The organism is Pseudomonas sp. NPDC096950 (genome assembly GCF_044762525.1).
Classification (GTDB): domain Bacteria; phylum Pseudomonadota; class Gammaproteobacteria; order Pseudomonadales; family Pseudomonadaceae; genus Aquipseudomonas.
The window spans coordinates 397,295-417,067 of sequence record NZ_JBIWEL010000003.1 but is presented as its reverse complement, the minus strand read 5'-3'; the positions used below and the strand labels follow the sequence as shown (position 1 = coordinate 417,067).

Sequence of the window (19,773 nt, the reverse complement as noted above, 5' to 3'; positions counted from 1 at the left end):
TTATAAGAATTCCAAACCATATTCTAAAGTAGCGATTACTTGCTTCTGAGTGTTTCCATTAGATGATTTCGTCGAGCCCACTGGTTGATTGGTTATTAGAAAGCCTCGAACTTCAGGCCAGCCTGTTTCATGTCGGGCGCTATTGCGGTGGCTGGCATGCGAGCACCCACGGCTTGGCGCGCGCGAGTTTTCACCTGGTGGTGCAGGGTCATTGCTGGCTGCACATCGACGGCCAGGATGAGGCATTGCGCCTGAATGCCGGGGATGCGGTATTTCTGCTGCGGGACCTGAATTACCGGTTGTCCAGCGCCGAACAGGCCGACGACGCCCGGCGCCTGCCGCGCATGGCGATGACCGCCCTCGACAGCCAGGCTCAGGATGGCGCCGGGTTGGTCTGCGGCTTCTTCCACTTCAAGTCCGGGTTGTCGTCGTTGATCATCGAGGGTTTGCCGGACTGGATCATCCTGCGCGCCGGCGATCCGTCACTGAGCGCAGCGCGGGCCTTGTTTGAGTTGATTCTTGAGGAATGCCAACGCGTACCGGCGCCCTCTTCCGCTTTGCTGGAGCGCCTGAGTCACCTGCTGTTTCTGTACGTGCTGCGCCAGCAAGTGGCCGACAACCAGCACCTCGGCGGACTCGTCGCGTTGGCCCGGCACCCGCAGTTCGCGCCGCTGCTGGATCAGTTGATCGAACAGCCGCAACAACCGTGGTCCCTGGAAAGCATGGCGGCCTGCACCGGCCTTTCCCGCTCGGCGTTCTTCAAGCGCTTCAACGAACTGGCTGGGCAATCCCCTGGCCAGGTGTTGTTGGCACTGCGCATCCGCCATGCCTGTCAGTTGCTCAAGACCAACCACACCGTCGAGCAAGTCTGCGCGGCGGTGGGTTATCAATCGATCGCCGCGTTTACCCGGGCGTTTGCCAAAGCGGTCGGCGTGCAGCCGGGGGCGTATCGCAAGCAGCACGAAGCAATGCCTCGATGAGCAATAACGCGGTGTGCCAGACCTGACGCCTTCGCGAGCAAGCCCGCTCCCACAGGGAACTGTGTTGACTGAAAATCTTCCGAACAACACCAGACAATTGTGGGAGCGGGCTTGCTCGCGAAGAACGATTACGCGGTGTACCTGGCTACCCCACAGCGCCCAGGTAGTAGGTGTGCAAATCCTCCCGCGCGGCCAGTTCGGCCGCTGAACCTTCGTCCACCACCCGGCCGTTCTCCAGCACAAACGCGTACTGGGCGTAATCCAGCGCGATGTTGATGTTCTGTTCGGCCACCAGCAGGCTCAGGCCTTCCTCGCGGTTAAGCCGGGCGAGAATATCGAAGATTTCCTCCACCACCTGAGGCGCCAGCCCCATGGACGGTTCATCCAGCAACAACAGGCGCGGCTCGGACATCAGCGCCCGCCCGATGGCGACCATTTGCTGCTCGCCGCCGGAGGTGTAGCCGGTGAGGCGTTTGCGCAGCAAGCGCAACCTCGGGAAATAACCGTAAATCCGCTCCAGCCGCTGCCCCAGAACCTTGCGTGATGGCCGCCCGGAAAAGCCGCCGATCAACAGGTTCTGTTCGACACTCAGGTGCGTGAAGCAGTGTCGCCCCTCAAGCACCTGGGCCAGCCCCGCCAACACCAGACTGGCGGGATCGGCCTCGGTGATCTCTTGCCCTTGATAGACAATCCGCCCCGTGGTCACTTCACCGCGTTCGGCCCGCACCAGGCTGGAAATCGCCTTGAGAGTGGTGCTTTTGCCGGCACCATTGGCCCCGAGCAACGCCACCATCTGCCCTTTGCCGACCTGCAACGAGACACCGCGCAAGGCGAGAATCGACTGTTCGTAGAAAACTTCAACCTGCTCCACGCTCAGCAGCGGGTCGGCTATCGGGCTCTGGCTCATCGGACCTTATTGCTCCTGGCTGCAATTGCGCGGGGTGATGCCTTTTTCCTTGGCGTACTGCGCGGCGGAGGCTTCGATGATCGGCCGCAACAAGGCGCGGTCGGCCTGGACCCAATCACTGATCAGGTTCCAGCGCTGCCCATCCCATTGCTGGAAGCGCACCGCACCGCCGCCTTCATGATCGGCGCACGACAGCTTCAGTGGCTGCACCAATCCTTTGGCGCCCAAGGCCTGCAAGCGTGCATCGTCGAGGTTCAGGTGTTCGAAGCCCCAGCGCACTTGCTCGCCGGTCAGAGGTTTATTGCCGTACTTTTCCTGGGCCAGGCGCACGGCTTCAACGTTGAGAATGCCGTTCACCACGCCGAGGTTGTAGTACACGGTGCCGAAGCGTTTCGGATCAGCCAGGTTGCCCTTGCCCGCGTCCACCACACTTTGCTTGATGCCTTGCAGCACCGGGAAGTCGGTGCCCGACGGGTGCGTGGTAATCGCGATGAAACCCTTGGCCGCCGCGCCGGCCGGCACCACGTCTTCTTCCGAATTGCTCCAGATATTGCCGATGATGTGATCCGCCGGGTAACCGACTTTTTGCGCCGACTTCAGCGCCACCGGATTCATCACCCCCCAGCCGCGCAGGATCACCCAGTCCGGTTTGAGGCGACGGATATTCAGCCATTGCGATTGCTGCTCGTTGCCGGGGTGCGGCACTTCCAGCAGGGTCAGTTCGAAACCGGCGTTTTTCGCCAGGGTCTCCAGCACGCCGTTGGTTTCCTTGCCATACGGCGAGCCGTGGTAGAGCACGGCGATTTTCTTGCCTTTGAGTTTGTCCGCCCCGCCTTCGCGCTCACCGATGTAGTTGATGATCGCCGACACTTCTGAATACGGGTTGAGCTGCAACGGGAACACGTACGGAAACACACTGCCGTCGGTGGAATCCGTGCGCCCGTGGTTGATGGTGATCAGCGGCAATTTGTCGGCGGTCGAGCGATCCAGGGTCGCGTAGGCAATGCCCACCGACAGCGGATTGGTGGCGGCTGCCGGCGCACCGTTCAGGCCACCCTTGAGGCGCTCATAGCACTCGACGCCCTTCTCCACCACGTACTCGGTTTCGCATTCGCTCCAGGTCAACTTGACCCCGTTCACCCCACCCTTGGCGTTGATGTATTGCAGGTAATCGATAAACCCGCCGAAGAAACCGGTGCCGCCAGCGGCGTAAGGCCCGACGCGATAGCTCTGCAATGGGAAATACTGTTCGTTGGCAGCCTGGACCCCGGCACTCAGCCCGGCAGTCAGTAAAGCCAGGCCCAGTGCCAGGCGGCGCAGCGTTGTGCGGTGAGTCATGAAGGCAGTTCCTCGTGGGAGATCGATGGTGTTTTTGTCAGGGATGAAAGCAATCAGTACCGCAGCGGCCAGACCCTGGCCCGTTGCCGAAAGCGCTGCCACAGTCGGGCCAGGCCTTCGGGCTCCTTGATCAGGAAGGCGATAATCAGTGCGCCAAAGAGCATTTTCTGGATGTTTTCCAACTGGCCTGAATCGATCAGCCCCGCCGGTAATAACCCGCAGACATTGGCCAGCAGAATCGGAAACAGCACGATGAACGCGGCGCCGAGGAAGTTGCCGAGCACGCTGCCCAGGCCACCGATAATGATGATGAACAGCACCTGGAACGAACGACTGAGATCGAAGCCGTGGGGTTCCACCGTGCCCAGGTAAGCGAATGCCCACAGCGACCCGGCAACCCCGAGGTAGAAGCCGCTGATGGCAAACGCCAACAACTTTGCCTTGAACAGGCGGATGCCGATCACTGCGGCGGCGGTGTCCATGTCGCGCACCGCCATCCAGTTGCGGCCCAACTCGCTGCGCACCAGGTTTTTGCCGAGCCAGAACAGCACGACCACCACCGCCAGGGTCAGCAGGTAACGGCCCCGGGGCGAACTGAAATCCAGCCCGGCGATCAACAGCGGCGGCGAGGTGATGACCCCGGAGGCGTTGTCGTTGGTAAACCAGCTGAAGCGGGTCAGCACCCATTCCACGACAAACTGCGCGGCCAGAGTCGCCACCAGCAGGTAAAAGCCCTTGATCCGCAGGCTCGGCAAACCGAACAGCACCGCCACCAGCGCGGCGATCACCCCACCGAGGGCGAAGCTCACCAGCAACGGCAAGCCCGGCACGCGCAATTGCAGGTTGTAGGCGGCAAACGCCCCGACCGCCATAAACGCCGCCGAACCCAGGGAGAGTTGTCCGGCATACCCAGTCAACAGGTTCAGCCCGAGCCCTGCCAGGGACAGCACCAGCAGCGGCACCAGAATCGCGCTGAACCAATAGTCATTGCCCAGCCAAGGCACGGCGACGAAGGCAAAACCCAACAGCAGCCACAGGCCGAGGCGATCCTGGCGCAAGCGAAACGTACGCCGCTCGGCCGCGTAGGTGCTGTTCAGTTGACCGGCTTCTTGATAAAGCATGGAGGCATTCCTTGAAAAAAGTCAGACCCGCTCGATGGCGCGCTCGCCGAACAACCCGGCAGGCCGCACCAGCAGGAACAGCAACGCGAGGACGTAAGGCACCCAGTTTTCGATGCCGCTGCCGATGATCGGCCCGAGGTAGATCTCGGCGACTTTTTCCGCCGCGCCGATGATCAAGCCGCCGACAATCGCGCCACCGATCGAGGAAAAGCCACCGATGATCAACACCGGCAATGCCTTGAGCACCACCAGCGACAACGAGAACTGCACGCCGAGGCGCGCGCCCCACAGCAGCCCCGCCACCAGCCCGACAAACCCCGCCACCGCCCACACCAGTGCCCAGATCCTTGGCAAGCGAATGCCCACCGCCAGGGACGCCAGCGGATCATCGGCGACTGCGCGCAAGGACAGACCTACCCGGGTTTTGTTGAACAGCAACGACAAGGCGATCACCAGCGTTGCGGCGGTGCCGGCGGCGAACAGGTCGAATTGCGAGAGCAGCATCCCGCGAATTTCCAGCGGCTCATCCGGGATGCCCAATTCCAGGCCATGCACCTGCGCCCCCCATAGAAATTGCGCCAGGCCTTCGATCATGTAAGAGAGTCCGAGGGTGGCCATGAACAGGATGATCGGCGGGCGATTGACCAGGGGCCGCAGCACCATTTTTTCGATCAGCAACGCCATCACCACCATGCTCGCCAGCGTCGCGACAAACGCCCAGAAGAATGGCAAGCCGCGCTCCAGCAGACTGACAAAGGTCAACGCGGCGAACAGCACCATCGCGCCCTGGGCGAAGTTGAAAACCCCGGAGGCCTTGTAGATCAGCACAAATCCGATCGCCACCAGCGCATACATGACGCCGGCCAGCAAACCGCCAATCAGCACTTCAAAGAAAAATTCCATGTTCAACGGGCCTCCGCGCGGGAACGTCGGGTACCCAGGTAGGCCGCGATCACTTCTGGATTGGCGCGCACTTGCTCGGGAGTGCCGTCGCCGATTTTGCGGCCGTAGTCGAGCACCACCACGTGATCGGAAAGCCCCATGACCACACTGATGTCATCTTCGATCAGCACGACGGTGGTGCCGAACTCACGGTTGATGTCGCGGATGAACTGGCTCATCTCGCCCTTCTCTTCCGCGTTCATGCCGGCCATGGGTTCGTCGAGCAGCAGTAATACCGGTTCAGACGCCAGGGCCCGGGCCAGTTCCACGCGTTTTTGCAAACCATAAGAAAGCTTGCCCACCAGCACATGGCGCCAGGGATGGATGCGCAGGAACTCGATGATTTTTTCGGCGTGACGGCGTTGCTCGTCGTCTTCGCGCGGGGCGCGGCCGATGCGCAACATTTGCTCGATCCAGCTGCTGCGGCGCTTGAGGTTGCGCCCGGTCAGCACGTTGTCGAGCACGCTCATGCCTTTGAACAACGCGATGTTCTGGAAGGTCCGGGCAATCCCGCCCTCGGCGGCCTGGTGTGGACGCATGCGGCGCCGGGTCTGCCCGGCATAGCTGACGCTGCCGCTCTGGGCCTGGTAGACGCCATTGATCACGTTCAACAGCGAACTTTTGCCGGCGCCATTCGGACCGATCAGGGCACAGATCTCCCCGGTCTTCACGGCGAAGCTGATGGAAGTGATGGCCTTGACGCCCTTGAACGACAGGGAGATGTCATCGAGCCGCAATAAGATGGATTCAGTGGTTGCGCGCATGGGGGCTCGTCAGACGGAGTGAGGAATCAGGTGGGCCGGGACTTCGGCGGGCTCACGCGGGGTGGACGGTTCTTGCCAGTGGCCGGGGCGAATCCCCAACGCCGCGAAGAACGTCGCGCTGTCCTCGGTCAGGGCCGGCCCCACCAGCAACGGCACGCGCAAACGGCTCATGCCCAGCACATCGAGCAAGGGTCGGCGGATCAGCCAATGGCCGAGCCAGCGCCGTAACCCATGCGGATCCGGGACCATCGCCCAGCGATACAGGTGATGACTGAGCGTCCCCGGCAACGGCAAGCGTTCCCGGGCCCACTGCTCAAGGCGTGCATAGGATTCGCGGGTGCCCAGCACCAGGGTCGGCCCGAGCTCGCGACGGTCGGTGTCGCGGGTGGCCAGGGCTTCGGGAAAGTTCAGGCGGAACCCGGCGTTCAGCCAGGGCGCCAGCAGATAACGGGCCTGACCACTGGCGGCGAAGACCCTGGCGGCCAGCGCGTCTTCGTTGGCAGTGAGGTGTTCCCGCGCGACCAATTTGCGCGCGCCCTCCAGCAACTGGCCGTGGCTCAGGCGCTGGGGTTGGCTGTCATTGGCACGGTGAAATACGAAGGCTGTTGACGCTGATTCAGTCACCGGCGCCGGCGGCTCGACCGTGATACCCGTCGTCAAATCGGCATACGCGCTCAATCCGGCATCGGCGGCGGCATTCAGGCCGCGTCCGTCGAGGTACAGCAAAACCCGTGGCGCGTGATCGGCGGCGCGCACTTGCTGAACCGCGTCCAGGGTGTCGGCCAGGACAAACGCCGGTTTCAGCGTGGCCAAGCGTTGGCGGTGATCGAGGTCCGGGTCCAACAGCGTGACACTGCCACCCAGCCATTGCGCCGCCAACGCCAGCAACACGGCTTCGACCTTGGCCTGGCTGATAATGAGCAAGTCATCGCCGCGGCTGAACCCGCGTTGCTGCAAGCCCACGGCGAGACGACCGACGTCCTGCGCCACATCGCTCCAGCGCCGGACCTGCCAAATGCCTAACTGCTTATAGCGTAGGGCGATCGCCGAACCTCGGGTGGCGGCTTGCAGTAACAAGGCCTGGGGCAGTGTCTGGGTCATGGGGCGATCTCTTCGGGGGCGACTGCAAACAGCCATTGCAGCCGTCGTGCCAATCACTAAAAGCTTAACTATCAATCAGTTAAGCCATAGTGTTGGTTCGATAGCGTGTATCGCCCGCGCACAGCCTGCCGAATCCCTGTTGCCCCACCAACACTTGCGCCCCGCCATTGCCCCTATAAGAACCAAAACGAATTAATAAATACAAAATCAGTATTTATCGTTATAAAAATATTCGAGTACTGTCAGCTCATCCCGTCATTCATCACACAGTGAAGTGCCCCATGAATCCGACTGCCAACGTCATCGACTTCGCCAGCTACCGCAAACGCAAACAGGCTCAGCAACGGGCACGGGCCATGTGGGAAATGTACGCACGCAACGCCGGCTTGCAGGCCTTTCAATGGGTGCAAGCGGCCAAGGCTTCCGAGACGCGTCACGCGTGAACGGGCAGCAACCCTCGCGCTTTCTGGCGAGCGCCGACGAACCTGTCGTGGATTTGAATAACCTGGAATCACAGGAAGAAGACCCGATCTGCGAGCGTGTCGCGCAGAACCTGCAACGCCTGCGAGGCAAGCGGCATCTGTCCCTTGATGCCCTCGCCCGCCAGTGCGGTGTGAGCCGGGCGATGCTGGCGCAGATCGAATCCGGGCGCAGCGTGCCGTCGATCAAAGTCCTGTGCAAAATCGCCAAGGGCTTGAAAGTATCGGTGGCAGCGTTTCTTGAGCACCGGGCCTTTGAAGGCGTGGCGGTGTTGTCAGCGAGCCAGAGCAAACGCCTGGTCAGTGCCAGCGGCGCGTTTGTCAGCCGGGCGCTTTTTCCGTTCGACGTGGCACGGCAATCGGAGTTTTACGAATTGCGCTTGAGCCCGCTGGGTGAGGATGTTTCCGAGGGCCATGGCCCCGGCGTTCAGGAGAACCTGGTGGTGTCCCAAGGCGTGCTGGAGATCAGCGTCAACGATGAACGTTATCTGCTTTCCACCGGCGATTCGATCCTGTTCTATGCCGACCAGCCCCACCGCTATCGCAACCCGGCGGACAGTGAAGCTGTCGCGTATCTGGTGGTGACCTACCCGGAACGCCTGGACTGAACCACATCCCCCGCTCCCACAGGGGTTTGTTTTTTACAGGGGATTTGTGGTGTTTGCGGACATGAAAAAGCCCCCGCGGCCTGATGGCCTGCGGGGGCTTTTTTTATGCTGCCCGGTATCAGCAGGTGCAGCACATCAGCGGCATGCCGTTGCAGCTCATCATCATCGGCATGCTGCAGTCGTTCATCATTTTCATCATCAGGGTGCAGCAGTTTTTCATCATGTCCATGTTCATGCCGGCCATCGGCATGATTTTGCACATCATGCAGTCGTCCATCATGGTGCATTCCATCACGCACTTCATCGATGGCATCGGCATGCCCATCATCGGCATTGGCATCATCATGTTCATCATCGGCATGGTCATGGCCGCCTGGGACATGCACATCATGCTCATGTTGCCGCAATGCATCATCATCGGCATGCCGCAGTTCATCATCATCTGCATCATTTCAGCGCTGTTCTTGAACATCGCCATGTCCATGCCGGCAGCCGGCATCATTTTGCACATCATGCCGTCGTCCATCATGTCGCACGACATGGTCGCCATCATCATCGGCATACCCATCATCGGCATCATTGGCATGTTGGCGTTCATCGGCATTTGCATCTGCATGGCGTTCATCATGGTGTTGTTCCCCGAAGGATTGAATAGTTGGACGAAGCTGATGGAGTGGATTCTAAGGATTAGCGACCGGCCGACAAGAGGGCGACAAAACAGCAAAAACGGACGCGGGAGCCGACTTAGTGTCGCGCACGGGACACTCGTGACTGCTGTAGCAGCTTATTGATGGTTATTACGGACAAGAAGATGACTGCGACGTGTTTTCAGCGGTCATGGATATTCGACGGAAAGCTATACAAATAACTGAAAGAAATATTCGTTCTAAACAGCCGCAACTTTTTTCACTCGACTGCTTATTCCGTTAGTTACCACCAGTCCGACTTTTTAATCTTTTCTAGCTATTAACCCGCCCCCTTATAATAACGGCGTTCTCCAACTCGCTAAATAAGGATGTTCCATGCCTCAACGCCTTTTATTGGCTGCACTGTTCCTGGCGGTCGCCGGGTGTGCCAGCCCACCGCCCGTTGCTGTTCATACCAAGGATCCCTCCAGTTCGACCCTGCAAGGCGACGCCTCGCGGCCGGCGCAGGCGCAATGGGTGCGCACCGAGTTGTATTTCTCGGTGGGACCGCTGGAAGGTAAGGAAGGTGTGATCAGCCCCGCGCGCTGGCGCGAGTTTCTCGATCAGGAAGTCACGCCGCGCTTTCCGGACGGTTTCAGCGTGCTCGACGCCTACGGCCAATGGCGTGACCACGGGGCCAAGGAGCCGGAGCGCCTGGGCACCAAAGTCATCGTGATTCTTCACGAAAACGACGCCGGACATGACAAGGACATCGAAGCGATTCGCCTGGCCTGGAAGCGGATTACCGGCGACCTGTCGGTGCTGCGGCTGTCGCAACCGGCGCAAGTCTCTTTCTAAATATACGGTGAACCGCCACCCACGCAGGGTGGCGGCAGCACTCAGAAGCCGTAAGTGGCGCGAGCGTAGTAGTAAGCGCCGTTGGTGCCGATCGGCGACAGCACGTCATACGGCAGGTTGCCACCGTAGTTGATTTCCGACTTGGAGCGCTCCGGGTAGTTGTCGGTCAGGTTGTTGCCGCCCAGGGCGATGTCGAACTTGGGGGTGAATTTGTACTGAACCTCGGCATCCAATTGCCAGACCGCGCCGTAGGTTTGCTCCGGCTGCGAATCGCCGAAATCGAAGACTCGAGTGGTTTCGCCTTGACGGGTCAGGCGCCCGAGCAAACCCCAATGCTGACTGGCCCAATTCGCGGAAATCATGAAGCGATCCTTGGGTGCGGCGTCGGTCAGGGTATTGCGTTCCTCGACGCCGACCAACGCGTCGTTGCCGATCCCCAGTGCGGTGAGTTGCGAAGGCGTGCCTTTGGTCTTGGTAACTTTGGTGTGGTTGTAGGTGTAGGCCGTGGTCAATCCCAGCAAGCCTTCGTACAACGGCTGATGGTAATTCAGCACCAGTTCGGCGCCGTCGGTGCGGGTGTCGGCGGCATTGGTGAAAAAGTTCACGTCGTGCACGCCGGCCACGCCGAAGTTGTCGTTGATGTACTGCTCGAGCGCATCACTGCCGATGCGTTGCGACAGTGTCACGCGATCCTTGACGTCGATGCGAAACACATCAAGGGAGGCATCGAAGCGCTCGCTCAGTTGCGCGGTCAGGCCGAGGCTGAAGTTCTTCGAAGTTTCCGGATCGAGCTTTTCAGCACCGAGGGCGCGGGCAATCGGGTCGTTGACCGAGAGCACCCGAATGTCGGTGAGCGTGCCGCCGTCGCCGAAATTGCTGGTGGTGTTCTGGAAGCCGATCTGCGCCAGGGACGGCGCCCGGAAGTTGTTGGAAACCGCGCCGCGCAACGCCCATTGATCAGTCAAACGATAACGCCCGCTGAGCTTGCCGGTGAGTTTGCTGCCGGCGTCGTCGTAACGCTCCCAGCGCGTGGCGGCGTCAACGAACAAGCGGTCGGTGAGGTCGCCGGACAACTCGGCGTAGGTGCCGAACACGTTGCGGTCCAGGTCCACCTCTTCACTCGGGCGCAAGCCGTTGGCGCCGTCCGCGCCAGTGCCGATGTACGAGGCCTCGTCGCCGGCAAAGGTCAGGTAGTTTTCGTAGCGATATTCGCCGCCCAGGGCCAGCACGAACGGACGCCCGGCCAGACGCAATTCGCGGGTGAAATCGAGGTTGGCGGTGGTCTGGCGCAACTCGTATTCGCCGGTGTCAAACCGGGTCGGCGAATCGGCGCCCAGGGTGACGTTAAGGGTGCGTCGGGTCGCGGAATCGAAGTGGTTGCGCCCATGGGTGACGCTGCTGTCGAAGTCCCAGTCGTCGCCGATCAAGCCCTTGAAACCGGCGGTGGCGGAGATGTCCTGGTTGTCGCCGAGGGATTGCGGCAGGTAGCCGTTGGGGTAGAACTGCGGTTGCTCGGACGGGTAGCGATAGAACTCGGCGCCGGTGGTGTGGCGTTCGTTGTAGGTTCCGAACGAGTAGGCCTTGCCGCCGGCCAGGAGCAATTCGGAGTTGAACCAGGCGTTGACATCTCGCGCGATGCCGTCGCCCATCACGTAGTTGCGCTGGCCCGGCGTATCGGCGAAGCCGTCGAAACCGGCGCGGTTGGTCGGGTCGCGATCCTTGTACTCGGTGCCGCCACGGATAAACCCGCCCTCCTCGCCAAGCCGTGTGCCGATCTTGGCCGTGGTCATGCTGTTCTGGCCGTCGGTGGTGGTCTTGCCGATCGCATCCTGATGGGTGTGGTAGGCGCCATAGGTGGTGGAGACTTCGCCGCCCTCCGGCGCATCGTCGAGGATGATGTTGATCACCCCGGCAATCGCATCGGAACCGTATTGCGCACCGGCGCCGTCGCGCAGCACTTCGATGCGCTTGATCGCACTGATCGGAATCGAGTTGAAGTCCACCGGCGCCGTGCCCCGGCCGATCTTCGACGAATCATTGACCAGCGCTGAAGTGTGACGGCGCTTGCCGTTGACCAGCACCAGCACCTGATCCGGGCTCATGCCGCGCAACTGCGCGGCCCGCACATGGTCGGCGCCGCCGGAGTTGGATTGACGCGGAAAACTGAACGACGGCAACAAGGTCTGCAACGCCTGACCGAGTTCGCCATTACTGGCCCCGGCGGACTTGAGATCCTCGGCGGTCAGCACGTCCACCGGTACTGGTGAATCCAGCACCGTGCGGGCGGTGCCACGGGTGCCGGTGACCAGCACGGTCCCCAGCCGTGTGTCGTCGTCGGCGCGCGCCGAAACTTCTTCGGCCTGCACGGGAAGTTGCGTCATTGCTGTGACTACAGCAGCGGCGAGTAATGAACGAGAACGGTGATACATGGAACAGCTCCTTTTATCGCAGCTAATACCCGGCCCTTGCCAACAAAAAGAAGTCGGCCAACAGTGCACGGCAATGTCTGCTGTAGTTTTAGTAATCAGGAAGGCAGCGAAGGCTGTTAAAGCATGTTTTCAAGTGCAATAGCACCCGAACAATAGAACCCCAAAGTTAGTGAATGCCGATGCTAGACGAGGGGCTGAAGTTTGGAAAAGAACCAATACTACTTAGGTTATATCGGCAAAAAACCAACTAACAAACGCAGGCTATATCAAGTCAATCACAATAAAACTGTGGGAGCGGGCTTGCTCGCGAATACGGTGTGTCAGTCGACATTAATAGTGCCTGACACACCGCCTTCGCGAGCAAGCCCGCTCCCACAGGAAATTTGTGTATTAACTTAGTCCGCGGCAGGAATCCACGAAGTCCGCGCCACATTCGCCGTATCACCAAACGCCGGCAGTTTCTGCGCCAGGTCCCGCACGTTCTTCACATCGAGGTCCAGCAGTTGTTGTCGGGTAATCAACGTCGGCGGTACCAATACTTTGTGCCCAGGATTCTCCCCGGCAATCAGCATCGCCAAACTGCGCACGCTGATCGCCCCGGCCACTTGCGGATTCACCGCCGCCGTCGCCGCCCACGCACTGTCCGGCTCTTTCATGATCTGGATATCGGCGGTGGAAATGTCCGCGCTGTAGATTTTCACCTTCTTGCCAAGCCCCGCCTCGTCCACCGCGATTTTCGCGCCTTTGGCGAACTCGTCGAACGGCGCGAAGATCACGCTGATCCCCGGATTGGCGCGCAATACGGCGCTGGCCTGGTCCGCGACCGAGTTGGCAATCGGTGGGTTAAGCGTGCCGAAGCGCGCCTTCTCGATGATTTCCGGATTCGCGGCTTTGACCTGGCTCCAGATTTCGTCGCGGCGCTCCATTGGGGTGAAACCGCTGATGTAGACGTAACCGGCATCGAAGCGCGTGCCGTTGTCCTTGACCGCTTGATCCAGTGCCAGACGCGCCAGGGCATGGTGATCCTGCTCGACCTGAGTGACTTGCGGGGTGTTGAGGTCGACGTCGAACGCGACGACCTTGATGCCCTTGGCGATGGCCCGGTCAATCGGGCCCTTGAGGGTTTCCGCCAGACCGAGCTGAACGATGATGCCGTCCACGCCAAGGTCAATCGCCTGATCGATCATCTCCCGCTGGCTGGCCGCCTGCTGCCGGGCGTCGAACACGCGCAAGGTCGCGCCCAGGGCTTCGGTCTGTTTCTCGACGCCGCGCAAATAGGCTTCGGTGAAATCCCCGGAGAACAGATAACCCACCAGGGCTATTTGCACATTGCCCTTGTCGAACGGTGCCGGTGCTCCCGGCAGTGCCTTGGCCTGAGCGTTCAGCGCCAGTGCCGAAAGCACAGCGGTGGCCAGGCAATGACGAACAAAAACCTTGAGTGATCCGCGCATACAGCTTCCTTGGTCGAACGTTAAAAGCGGCTCAACGCGCCCGATGCGCGAGGCCGAAGGTGAACATCAGGGCCAGCACCAGCACCAGTCCCTTGACGAAATCCTGGGCGTAATACGGCGCGTTGAGCATGGTCAGGCCATTCAGCAATGTGGCCACCAGCAACGCGCCGACCAAAGTGCCGAAGGCATTCGGTTTCTTCGCCCCGAGCACGGCAAAACCAATCAGCGCCGCGCCCAGCGCATCGAGCACCAAGCCGTTGCCCGAGCTGACATCGCCCCGGCCCAAACGCGCCGCCAGCAACAACCCGCCCAACGACGCGAGCACGGCTGAAAGCACATAGGCCAGCAACTTGAAACGCTGCACCGGCGCCCCTGCCAGACGCGCAGCCTGCTCGTTGCCGCCAATGGCGTAGAACAAACGGCCGATGCGCGTTCGCTCAAGAAACAGCCACACCACCAGCGCCACCACGGCGGTGATCAACACCGGTATCGGCACCGTGTCCCACAGCCGGCCGCGACCGAGGGCGAGAAACAGCGCATTGAAGGTGCCTTCGGCCTCGTCGCCATTGGGCAGGGTCATGCCCACCGCAATCGAGCGTCCGCCGGTAGGAATCAACTGCACACCGATCACCAGAAACATGCTGCCGAGGGTGGCGAGGATGTCCGGCACCCGCATCTTCACGATCAGCCAGCCGTTGAGCAGCCCCACCAGCGCGCCGCCCGCGAGGCTGATCAGCACCGCCGGCACCGCGCCCCAACCGAGCACCACCATCACGTAACTGGCGATCATCAAACTCATCGCTGCCACCGCGCCGATCGACAAATCGAGGCCGCCGACCGCCATGGTCAAGGTCACGCCCAACGCCAGCAACGCGACAATCGACACCGACTGCAAGATGCTGAACAGGTTGCCGACTCGCAGGAACGCTGGTTCGGCGACGCTGAAAAACACCACGATCAACGCCAGCACCCAGAGCAATCCATAGCGAATCAGCGCTTGCAGCAGACGCTCCCCGGGTGCGGGGGTGGTCGATAACAACGAACTCGAATCAGGCACTCGCTCTACTCCTTGGCGTGGCTTGAACAGGTGAAACCGGGGCCTCGACGCCGGCCAGCGCCGCCACCAGCGTGGCGCGGCTCAAATCGGCGCGGGGGTATTCGGCGACTACCGCGTGATCGCGCACCAACAGAATCCGGTCGGCGATTTCCAGGGCTTCGTCGACATCGGCGCAGATCACCAGGGTCGCGCGGCCAGCGGCACTGTCGCGCAGCAATTGGCCGATCTCGCGGCGGGCGCGCACGTCGACACCCTGGAACGGCTCATCAAGAATCAACACCCGCCCTTCCCCCAACAGCCAGCGGCCCAGCACGACTTTCTGCTGGTTGCCGCCGGACAACGCGCTCATGGGCACATCGATGCCGGCAGTCTTGATCCCGAGGGCCGCAACCTGCGCTTCCACCGCTGCGGCTTCAGCCCGGTTACGGATAAAACCGCCACGGGTGAAGCGTTCGAGGAATGGCAAGGTCAGGGTGCGGCGCAGGGAGAAATCGGCGATCAACGATTGGCTCGCGCGGTCCTCGGCGGCAAAGAACACCCCGCTGCGAATCGCCTCCCGTGGCGAGCCCGGTTGCCAGTCCACGCCATCCAGTTGCAAATTGCCGACCGCCGTTTCACGCAGACCGAACAACACTTCGGCGATCTCGGTTTTGCCGGCGCCGAGCAACCCGGTGAGCACTACGACTTCGCCTTCGCGTAGGGTCAAATCGAAGGCCTGCTTTTGCGGAGCGATTTTCGCCCCAAGCAAAGTCAGGACTTCCCGCCCCGCCGTGCGCGGTTCATAAACATGGGTGTCCAGCGCATGCCCGAGCATGGCTTCGACCGCTTCGGGCAACTGGCGGGCGCTGAATTCGCCGGCCAGTTGCCCGTCACGCAGGACGATGGCGCGGTCGGCGACCCGCTGCAGATCAGACAATCGATGGGAGATATACAGAATCGCCACGCCGCGACTGCGCAAGGTGTCGATCAAACCGAACAGCCGCTGGGCCTCGACGTCCGACAAAGCCGCCGTCGGCTCATCGAGAATCAGCAGACGCGGTTGCAGGGCGAAGGCCCGGGCGAGCACCACCAATTGCCGTTCAGCCTGGCCGAGACGTTCGATCGGTTGCTCCAGTGGCAGCTCCAGCCCGAGGCCGGCAGCGATGCTCGCGGCCCGCTCAAACAGACGCTTGCGGTTGAGCCAGAAGTCCGCGCCGGGCTGGCAGAGTTCATCGAGCAAGAGGTTTTCCGCCACGCTCAAACCGGGGGCAATGCCATCGTTGACCTGCTGATGCACCGCGACAATCCCGACCCGCCGCGCCGACAGTGGCGAGGCAAAATGCCGGGGTTGGCCATCGACCCACAGCTCACCGGAATCGGCGGCCTGACTGCCGCCGAGAATCTTCACCAGGGTCGATTTGCCCGCGCCGTTGGCACCCAGCAGCGCCACCACTTCGGCGGGATAAATATCCAGGCTGACCCGATCCAGCGCGCGGCTGGCGCCAAAGGTTTTGCTCAGTTCACGTACACGAATCAGCGGCTCGGGTACTACGGACAGCGGCCTCATCGACGGTGCGCCAACGAGCGAACCAACCGATCGCCGAGGCTTTGCACGCTCTGCACCAGAATCACCAGCACCACCACCGTGGCGACCATCACCTGGTTATTGAAACGCTGGTAGCCGTAGCGAATCGCCAAGTCGCCGAGGCCACCGCCACCAATAACCCCGGCCATGGAAGAAAAGCCGATCAGCATCACCAACGTCAGCGTGATGCCCGCCAGCAACGCCGGCAGCGCTTCGGGCAGCAGCACTTTGAAAATCACATGCCAGATGTCACCGCCCATGGCGAGGATCGCTTCGATGCGGCCCTTGTCCACTTCGTCCAAAGCGTTCTCGACGATGCGCGCGAAGAACGGAAAGGCGCCGATGGTGATCGGCACCACGGCGGCGGTGCTGCCCAAAGTGGTGCCGACCACCAGCCGGGTCAGCGGGATCAGGGCAATCAGCATCACCACGAAGGGCAGCGAGCGCCCCAGGTTGACCAGGCTGCCCAGACCTTTGTTGAGACGCGGCATCGGGTACAAACCACCGCTGCGGCTGATGAACAGCAACACACCGAGCGGCAAGCCGATCAGCAAGGTGAACAAACCCGCCAACAGCACCATGTACAGGGTTTCGCCGGTGGCCGTGAGCACCAGTTGGAAAATCTCGTTCCAGTCGATTACACGGTTCATGAACGCTCCACCCTGACGCCACGTTGCTTGAGAAACGCCACCACCTGGTTCAATTTCGGCTCATCGGCGGGCTGCCGGAAAGCTACGCGCAGACGCCCGACTCGTTGTCCGCCGATGGACTCGACGCCGCTGGCCAGCAGGTCCAGCTCTACGCCTTGTTGCTGCAGTTCGTTGAGTACCGGGGTGGCCAACAGGCTGTCGAAAAAACTCAGGTCGAGGGCATCGCTGCCCAACGTTGCGCTGTAGCCCGGTAGCAGTGAGCGGCCAAGGCTGGAATCCGGATTCGCCAGCAATTCGGCAATCGGCCCGGCCTCGACCAATCGACCGTGGGCCAGCGAAGCAGCGTGATCGCAAATCGATTTGACCACGTCCAGCTCATGGGTGATCAGCACGATGGTCAGGCCCAACTGGCGATTGATGTCGCGCAGCAGTTGCAGAATCGAGGCGGTGGTTTCCGGGTCGAGGGCGCTGGTGGCTTCGTCCGACAGCAAATACGCCGGTCGCGCCGCCAGGGCCCGGGCAATGCCTACCCGTTGTTTCTGACCGCCGGACAGTTGCGAAGGAAACGCCTGGGCCTTGTCGCTCAGGCCCACCAGATCGAGCAATTCCCGGACCCGCGCCTGCCGCTGGGCTTTGCCGACGCGGGCGATTTCCAGCGGCACGGCGATGTTGTCGAACACGTTGCGCGAGTGCAGCAGGTTGAAGCCCTGGAAGATCATGCCGATGCGTTGGCGCTGGCGGCGCAGTTCGATGTCGGACAGCGCCGTCAGGTCCTCGCCGTCCAGCAGAATGCGCCCGGCGCTGGGCCGTTCGAGCAGATTGAGGCAACGCAGCAGCGTCGATTTGCCCGCGCCGCTGCGGCCCAGTATCCCGTAGATCGCGCCATCGGGAATGCTCAGGGACACCTGATCCAGCGCCGGTGCCTGCCCTGGCCCGTAGGTTTTGCTCAACTGCTCGACGATGATCATGGCTTGTTGGCCGCGACGCTCACCGGCACCACCGGGATCACCGAACCGGCGAAGTTGTCAGTGATGAACCTGGCCACTTCCGGGGACGTCAGGTCCTTGGCCAGTTGCTTGATCCGTGGGTCGTCCTGCAATTTTGGCGTGGTCACCAGAATATTCGCGTAAGGGTTGTGCTCGGCCTTCTCCAGCCCCAACGCGTCCTTGGCCGGCACCAGACCGGCCTCCAGCGCGTAGTTGCCGTTGATCACCGCAAGGTCCACATCATCCAAAGCGCGAGGGATTTGCGGCGATTCGATTTCGAGGATCTTCAGTTGTTTCGGGTTCTCGGCGATGTCCTTCGGCGTTGCCTGATCGGTGGCCGGGTCGTTGAAGCCAGCCTTGAGTTTGATCAGGCCGTTGTCCTGCAACAGGTACAAGGCGCGGCTCAGGTTGGTGACGTTATTCGGCACGGCAACGGTGCCTTGTTGCGGGACTTGGGCGAAGGTCTTGTGTCGATGGGAATAGATCCCCAGCGGTTCGATATGCACGGTCGCCGCCACCGCGAGTTTTTCGCCGAGGGCCTGTTCCTGAGACTTCAGGTACGGCAAATGCTGGAAGTAATTGGCATCGACGTCGCCATGCACCAGCAGCTCATTGGAGTTCACGCCGTTGGGGATTTCGATGACCTTGAGGTTCAGTTTTGGGTCGAGCTTTTGCACGAACGCCAGAATCTGTGCGTGAGGCACCGGGTCCGCCGCAACGCGCAATGGCTCCACGGCCAACGCGCTAAAAGAAGTCACCAGAGCGCCGAGCACGGCCAGGGTCAATCCTGTTTTTTTCAACATGTTCGCAGTCCTTTTTGATTAAGCAGACAGTGCTTTGGGGATCAGTGCATCGGCGTAAAAACGCTGGGCCACATCGGGATGGGAACGCAGGCGGCCCTTGAGGTAGTTCCAGCCCACATCGCGAAACAATGGATTGTCCGGATCACTCGCCGGGCCTCGCGCTTCGCGCAACAGCGCCGTGGGCAAGGGATACAGCGGCACCACCGCGTCGAGTTGCGCGCCGAGGAAAAACGCGATCGACAAGCGCTCGCTGCCCTTGGGCGGCGACACCACCCGGTGCACCGTGGCGCGCAGGTAACCGTTGGTGGCCAACTCCAGCAATTCGCCGATGTTCACCACCAGGGTGTTGTCCCGAGGCAGCGCATCGATCCAGCGGCCCTCTTCGATCTCGACTTGCAAACCGGCCTGCTGGTCTTGCAGCAGGAAGCTCAGGAAGCCCGAATCCTTGTGCGCGCCGACGCCTTGGTGACTGCCGCCAGGCCCCTGCCCCGGATAGCGCATCAGCTTGATGTGCTCGTTGGGTTTGTCGCCGTACAAGCGGTCGAACGCGTCGCTTGGCAACGCCAGCGCCTGGGCGAAAGCCTGTAGCAGGCGCAGGGACATGCGGGTCATGGCGTGCTGCCAATCCAGCAGTAACGGCTTGAGCGCCGGCAGTGCGTCCGGCCATTGATTGGGGCCTTGCAGACGCGCCCAGAACGGGCTGTTTTCATCTTGCGGCAACACCTCGCGCTCGGCGCCCAGATCGAACTGTTCGCGCAAGTCCGGCTTGCCGCGAGTGATCTCCGAAGCGGCGCGGTTGTAGCCGCGAAAGTGTGGCGAGTTGATCATACCGACTGCGGCTTTTTCGCTGTCCGGCAGGGCAAAGAATTGACGGGCGTGATCTTGCACCTGGCTCAACAAATCGCTGTCGATGCCATGCCCGGTCAGGTAGAAAAAACCCACGTCCCGTGCGGCGTGGCGCAGGTCGTCGAGAAAGTCCTGGCACTGGGCCGGTGATCCGTCGAGCAATGACAGGTCGAGGGTCGGTAAGGTGGTGATGTCCAGTGGATGCGGCATGATTCACTCCCATGTGAAACGATGTTTTGTGTGGCGATGCATCCAAGCTAAAC

At 61.3% G+C, this 19,773-nt stretch carries 19 protein-coding genes; 4 read left to right on the top strand and 15 right to left on the bottom strand.

Going from position 1 to position 19,773, the window contains the following annotated elements; translation table 11 throughout:
* Positions 1–62 precede the first annotated feature (62 nt).
* A complete protein-coding gene (locus ACIQY3_RS09030; protein ID WP_403018660.1) occupies positions 63–980 on the top strand; it encodes a cupin domain-containing protein in 918 nt (305 codons plus the stop codon).
* A gap of 145 nt (positions 981–1,125) precedes the next feature.
* On the opposite strand, the gene ACIQY3_RS09025 is transcribed toward ACIQY3_RS09030, so the two are convergent.
* Genes ACIQY3_RS09025 through ACIQY3_RS09000 form a run of 6 tightly spaced genes read right to left on the bottom strand, consistent with a single transcriptional unit; the run spans position 1,126 to position 7,153 of the window.
* Positions 1,126–1,887, bottom strand: a complete 762-nt coding sequence (locus tag ACIQY3_RS09025; protein WP_403018658.1) for an ABC transporter ATP-binding protein — start codon at positions 1,885–1,887, stop codon at positions 1,126–1,128.
* Between the two features lie 6 nt (positions 1,888–1,893).
* Positions 1,894–3,225, bottom strand: coding sequence for an ABC transporter substrate-binding protein (locus ACIQY3_RS09020; protein WP_163914550.1), 1,332 nt, complete (start codon positions 3,223–3,225; stop codon positions 1,894–1,896).
* Positions 3,226–3,278: 53 nt separating this feature from the next.
* Positions 3,279–4,346, bottom strand: coding sequence for a branched-chain amino acid ABC transporter permease (locus tag ACIQY3_RS09015; protein WP_403018655.1), 1,068 nt, complete (start codon positions 4,344–4,346; stop codon positions 3,279–3,281).
* Between the two features lie 21 nt (positions 4,347–4,367).
* A complete protein-coding gene (locus ACIQY3_RS09010; protein WP_403018652.1) occupies positions 4,368–5,249 on the bottom strand; it encodes a branched-chain amino acid ABC transporter permease in 882 nt (293 codons plus the stop codon).
* 2 nt (positions 5,250–5,251) lie between these two features.
* Entirely contained in the window at positions 5,252–6,052 is an 801-nt protein-coding gene (locus tag ACIQY3_RS09005; protein WP_403018651.1) for an ABC transporter ATP-binding protein, read from the bottom strand.
* A gap of 9 nt (positions 6,053–6,061) precedes the next feature.
* Complete coding sequence (locus ACIQY3_RS09000; protein WP_403018650.1) at positions 6,062–7,153, bottom strand: AMP-binding protein; 1,092 nt, start codon at positions 7,151–7,153, stop codon at positions 6,062–6,064.
* A 281-nt stretch (positions 7,154–7,434) separates the two neighbouring features.
* Between ACIQY3_RS09000 and ACIQY3_RS08995 the strand changes: the two genes are divergently transcribed.
* Together ACIQY3_RS08995 and ACIQY3_RS08990 are read left to right on the top strand one after the other, a co-directional pair.
* The gene (locus ACIQY3_RS08995) at positions 7,435–7,596 is read left to right on the top strand and encodes a hypothetical protein (protein ID WP_403018647.1); all 162 of its coding nucleotides are present in this window, start codon (positions 7,435–7,437) and stop codon (positions 7,594–7,596) included.
* Entirely contained in the window at positions 7,593–8,240 is a 648-nt protein-coding gene (locus ACIQY3_RS08990) for a helix-turn-helix domain-containing protein (protein WP_054050744.1), read from the top strand. Before ACIQY3_RS08995 ends, ACIQY3_RS08990 begins: the two co-directional genes overlap by 4 nt.
* 118 nt (positions 8,241–8,358) lie before the next feature.
* On the opposite strand, the gene ACIQY3_RS08985 is transcribed toward ACIQY3_RS08990, so the two are convergent.
* Positions 8,359–8,868, bottom strand: coding sequence for a hypothetical protein (locus ACIQY3_RS08985; protein ID WP_403018645.1), 510 nt, complete (start codon positions 8,866–8,868; stop codon positions 8,359–8,361).
* Positions 8,869–9,262: 394 nt separating this feature from the next.
* On the opposite strand from ACIQY3_RS08985, the gene ACIQY3_RS08980 reads away from it, so the two are divergent.
* Entirely contained in the window at positions 9,263–9,724 is a 462-nt protein-coding gene (locus tag ACIQY3_RS08980; RefSeq protein ID WP_403018644.1) for a DUF3574 domain-containing protein, read from the top strand.
* Between the two features lie 41 nt (positions 9,725–9,765).
* On the opposite strand, the gene ACIQY3_RS08975 is transcribed toward ACIQY3_RS08980, so the two are convergent.
* The 8 genes from ACIQY3_RS08975 to ACIQY3_RS08940 all read right to left on the bottom strand — a co-directional run bounded on the left by ACIQY3_RS08975 (position 9,766) and on the right by ACIQY3_RS08940 (position 19,720).
* Positions 9,766–12,153 (bottom strand): TonB-dependent receptor plug domain-containing protein, encoded by a 2,388-nt coding sequence (locus ACIQY3_RS08975; protein ID WP_403018642.1) that lies wholly within the window; start codon positions 12,151–12,153, stop codon positions 9,766–9,768.
* Between the two features lie 395 nt (positions 12,154–12,548).
* Positions 12,549–13,604, bottom strand: coding sequence for a substrate-binding domain-containing protein (locus ACIQY3_RS08970; RefSeq protein ID WP_403018640.1), 1,056 nt, complete (start codon positions 13,602–13,604; stop codon positions 12,549–12,551).
* Between the two features lie 31 nt (positions 13,605–13,635).
* Positions 13,636–14,661: an ABC transporter permease gene (locus ACIQY3_RS08965; protein ID WP_403018638.1), complete on the bottom strand. Its 1,026-nt coding sequence runs from the start codon at positions 14,659–14,661 to the stop codon at positions 13,636–13,638.
* The gene (locus ACIQY3_RS08960; RefSeq protein ID WP_403018637.1) at positions 14,654–16,207 is read right to left on the bottom strand and encodes a sugar ABC transporter ATP-binding protein; all 1,554 of its coding nucleotides are present in this window, start codon (positions 16,205–16,207) and stop codon (positions 14,654–14,656) included. The genes ACIQY3_RS08965 and ACIQY3_RS08960 overlap by 8 nt, the downstream gene beginning before the upstream one ends.
* The gene (locus tag ACIQY3_RS08955; RefSeq protein WP_403018635.1) at positions 16,204–16,875 is read right to left on the bottom strand and encodes a methionine ABC transporter permease; all 672 of its coding nucleotides are present in this window, start codon (positions 16,873–16,875) and stop codon (positions 16,204–16,206) included. Before ACIQY3_RS08955 ends, ACIQY3_RS08960 begins: the two co-directional genes overlap by 4 nt.
* Positions 16,872–17,843: a methionine ABC transporter ATP-binding protein gene (locus ACIQY3_RS08950; protein ID WP_403018634.1), complete on the bottom strand. Its 972-nt coding sequence runs from the start codon at positions 17,841–17,843 to the stop codon at positions 16,872–16,874. The genes ACIQY3_RS08955 and ACIQY3_RS08950 overlap by 4 nt, the downstream gene beginning before the upstream one ends.
* Positions 17,840–18,664 carry a MetQ/NlpA family ABC transporter substrate-binding protein gene (locus tag ACIQY3_RS08945; protein ID WP_403018632.1) on the bottom strand — a complete coding sequence of 275 codons (825 nt, stop codon included), beginning with the start codon at positions 18,662–18,664 and terminating at the stop codon, positions 17,840–17,842. The genes ACIQY3_RS08950 and ACIQY3_RS08945 overlap by 4 nt, the downstream gene beginning before the upstream one ends.
* A gap of 18 nt (positions 18,665–18,682) precedes the next feature.
* A complete protein-coding gene (locus tag ACIQY3_RS08940; protein ID WP_403018630.1) occupies positions 18,683–19,720 on the bottom strand; it encodes an isopenicillin N synthase family dioxygenase in 1,038 nt (345 codons plus the stop codon).
* Positions 19,721–19,773 lie beyond the last annotated feature (53 nt).

Bases quoted from the DNA above. Each gene is read 5' to 3' on its own strand.
- ACIQY3_RS09020 (WP_163914550.1), bottom strand. From the start codon at position 3,225: ATGACTCACCGCACAACGCTGCGCCGCCTGGCACTGGGCCTGGCTTTA.
- ACIQY3_RS08945 (WP_403018632.1), bottom strand. From the start codon at position 18,664: ATGTTGAAAAAAACAGGATTGACCCTGGCCGTGCTCGGCGCTCTGGTG.
- ACIQY3_RS09000 (WP_403018650.1), bottom strand. From the start codon at position 7,153: ATGACCCAGACACTGCCCCAGGCCTTGTTACTGCAAGCCGCCACCCGA.
- ACIQY3_RS08970 (WP_403018640.1), bottom strand. From the start codon at position 13,604: ATGCGCGGATCACTCAAGGTTTTTGTTCGTCATTGCCTGGCCACCGCT.
- ACIQY3_RS08975 (WP_403018642.1), bottom strand. From the start codon at position 12,153: ATGTATCACCGTTCTCGTTCATTACTCGCCGCTGCTGTAGTCACAGCA.
- ACIQY3_RS08940 (WP_403018630.1), bottom strand. From the start codon at position 19,720: ATGCCGCATCCACTGGACATCACCACCTTACCGACCCTCGACCTGTCA.
- ACIQY3_RS09015 (WP_403018655.1), bottom strand. From the start codon at position 4,346: ATGCTTTATCAAGAAGCCGGTCAACTGAACAGCACCTACGCGGCCGAG.
- ACIQY3_RS08950 (WP_403018634.1), bottom strand. From the start codon at position 17,843: ATGATCATCGTCGAGCAGTTGAGCAAAACCTACGGGCCAGGGCAGGCA.
- ACIQY3_RS08985 (WP_403018645.1), bottom strand. From the start codon at position 8,868: ATGATGAACGCCATGCAGATGCAAATGCCGATGAACGCCAACATGCCA.
- ACIQY3_RS08980 (WP_403018644.1), top strand. From the start codon at position 9,263: ATGCCTCAACGCCTTTTATTGGCTGCACTGTTCCTGGCGGTCGCCGGG.
- ACIQY3_RS08995 (WP_403018647.1), top strand. From the start codon at position 7,435: ATGAATCCGACTGCCAACGTCATCGACTTCGCCAGCTACCGCAAACGC.
- ACIQY3_RS08955 (WP_403018635.1), bottom strand. From the start codon at position 16,875: ATGAACCGTGTAATCGACTGGAACGAGATTTTCCAACTGGTGCTCACG.
- ACIQY3_RS08960 (WP_403018637.1), bottom strand. From the start codon at position 16,207: ATGAGGCCGCTGTCCGTAGTACCCGAGCCGCTGATTCGTGTACGTGAA.
- ACIQY3_RS09025 (WP_403018658.1), bottom strand. From the start codon at position 1,887: ATGAGCCAGAGCCCGATAGCCGACCCGCTGCTGAGCGTGGAGCAGGTT.
- ACIQY3_RS09030 (WP_403018660.1), top strand. From the start codon at position 63: ATGATTTCGTCGAGCCCACTGGTTGATTGGTTATTAGAAAGCCTCGAA.
- ACIQY3_RS09005 (WP_403018651.1), bottom strand. From the start codon at position 6,052: ATGCGCGCAACCACTGAATCCATCTTATTGCGGCTCGATGACATCTCC.
- ACIQY3_RS09010 (WP_403018652.1), bottom strand. From the start codon at position 5,249: ATGGAATTTTTCTTTGAAGTGCTGATTGGCGGTTTGCTGGCCGGCGTC.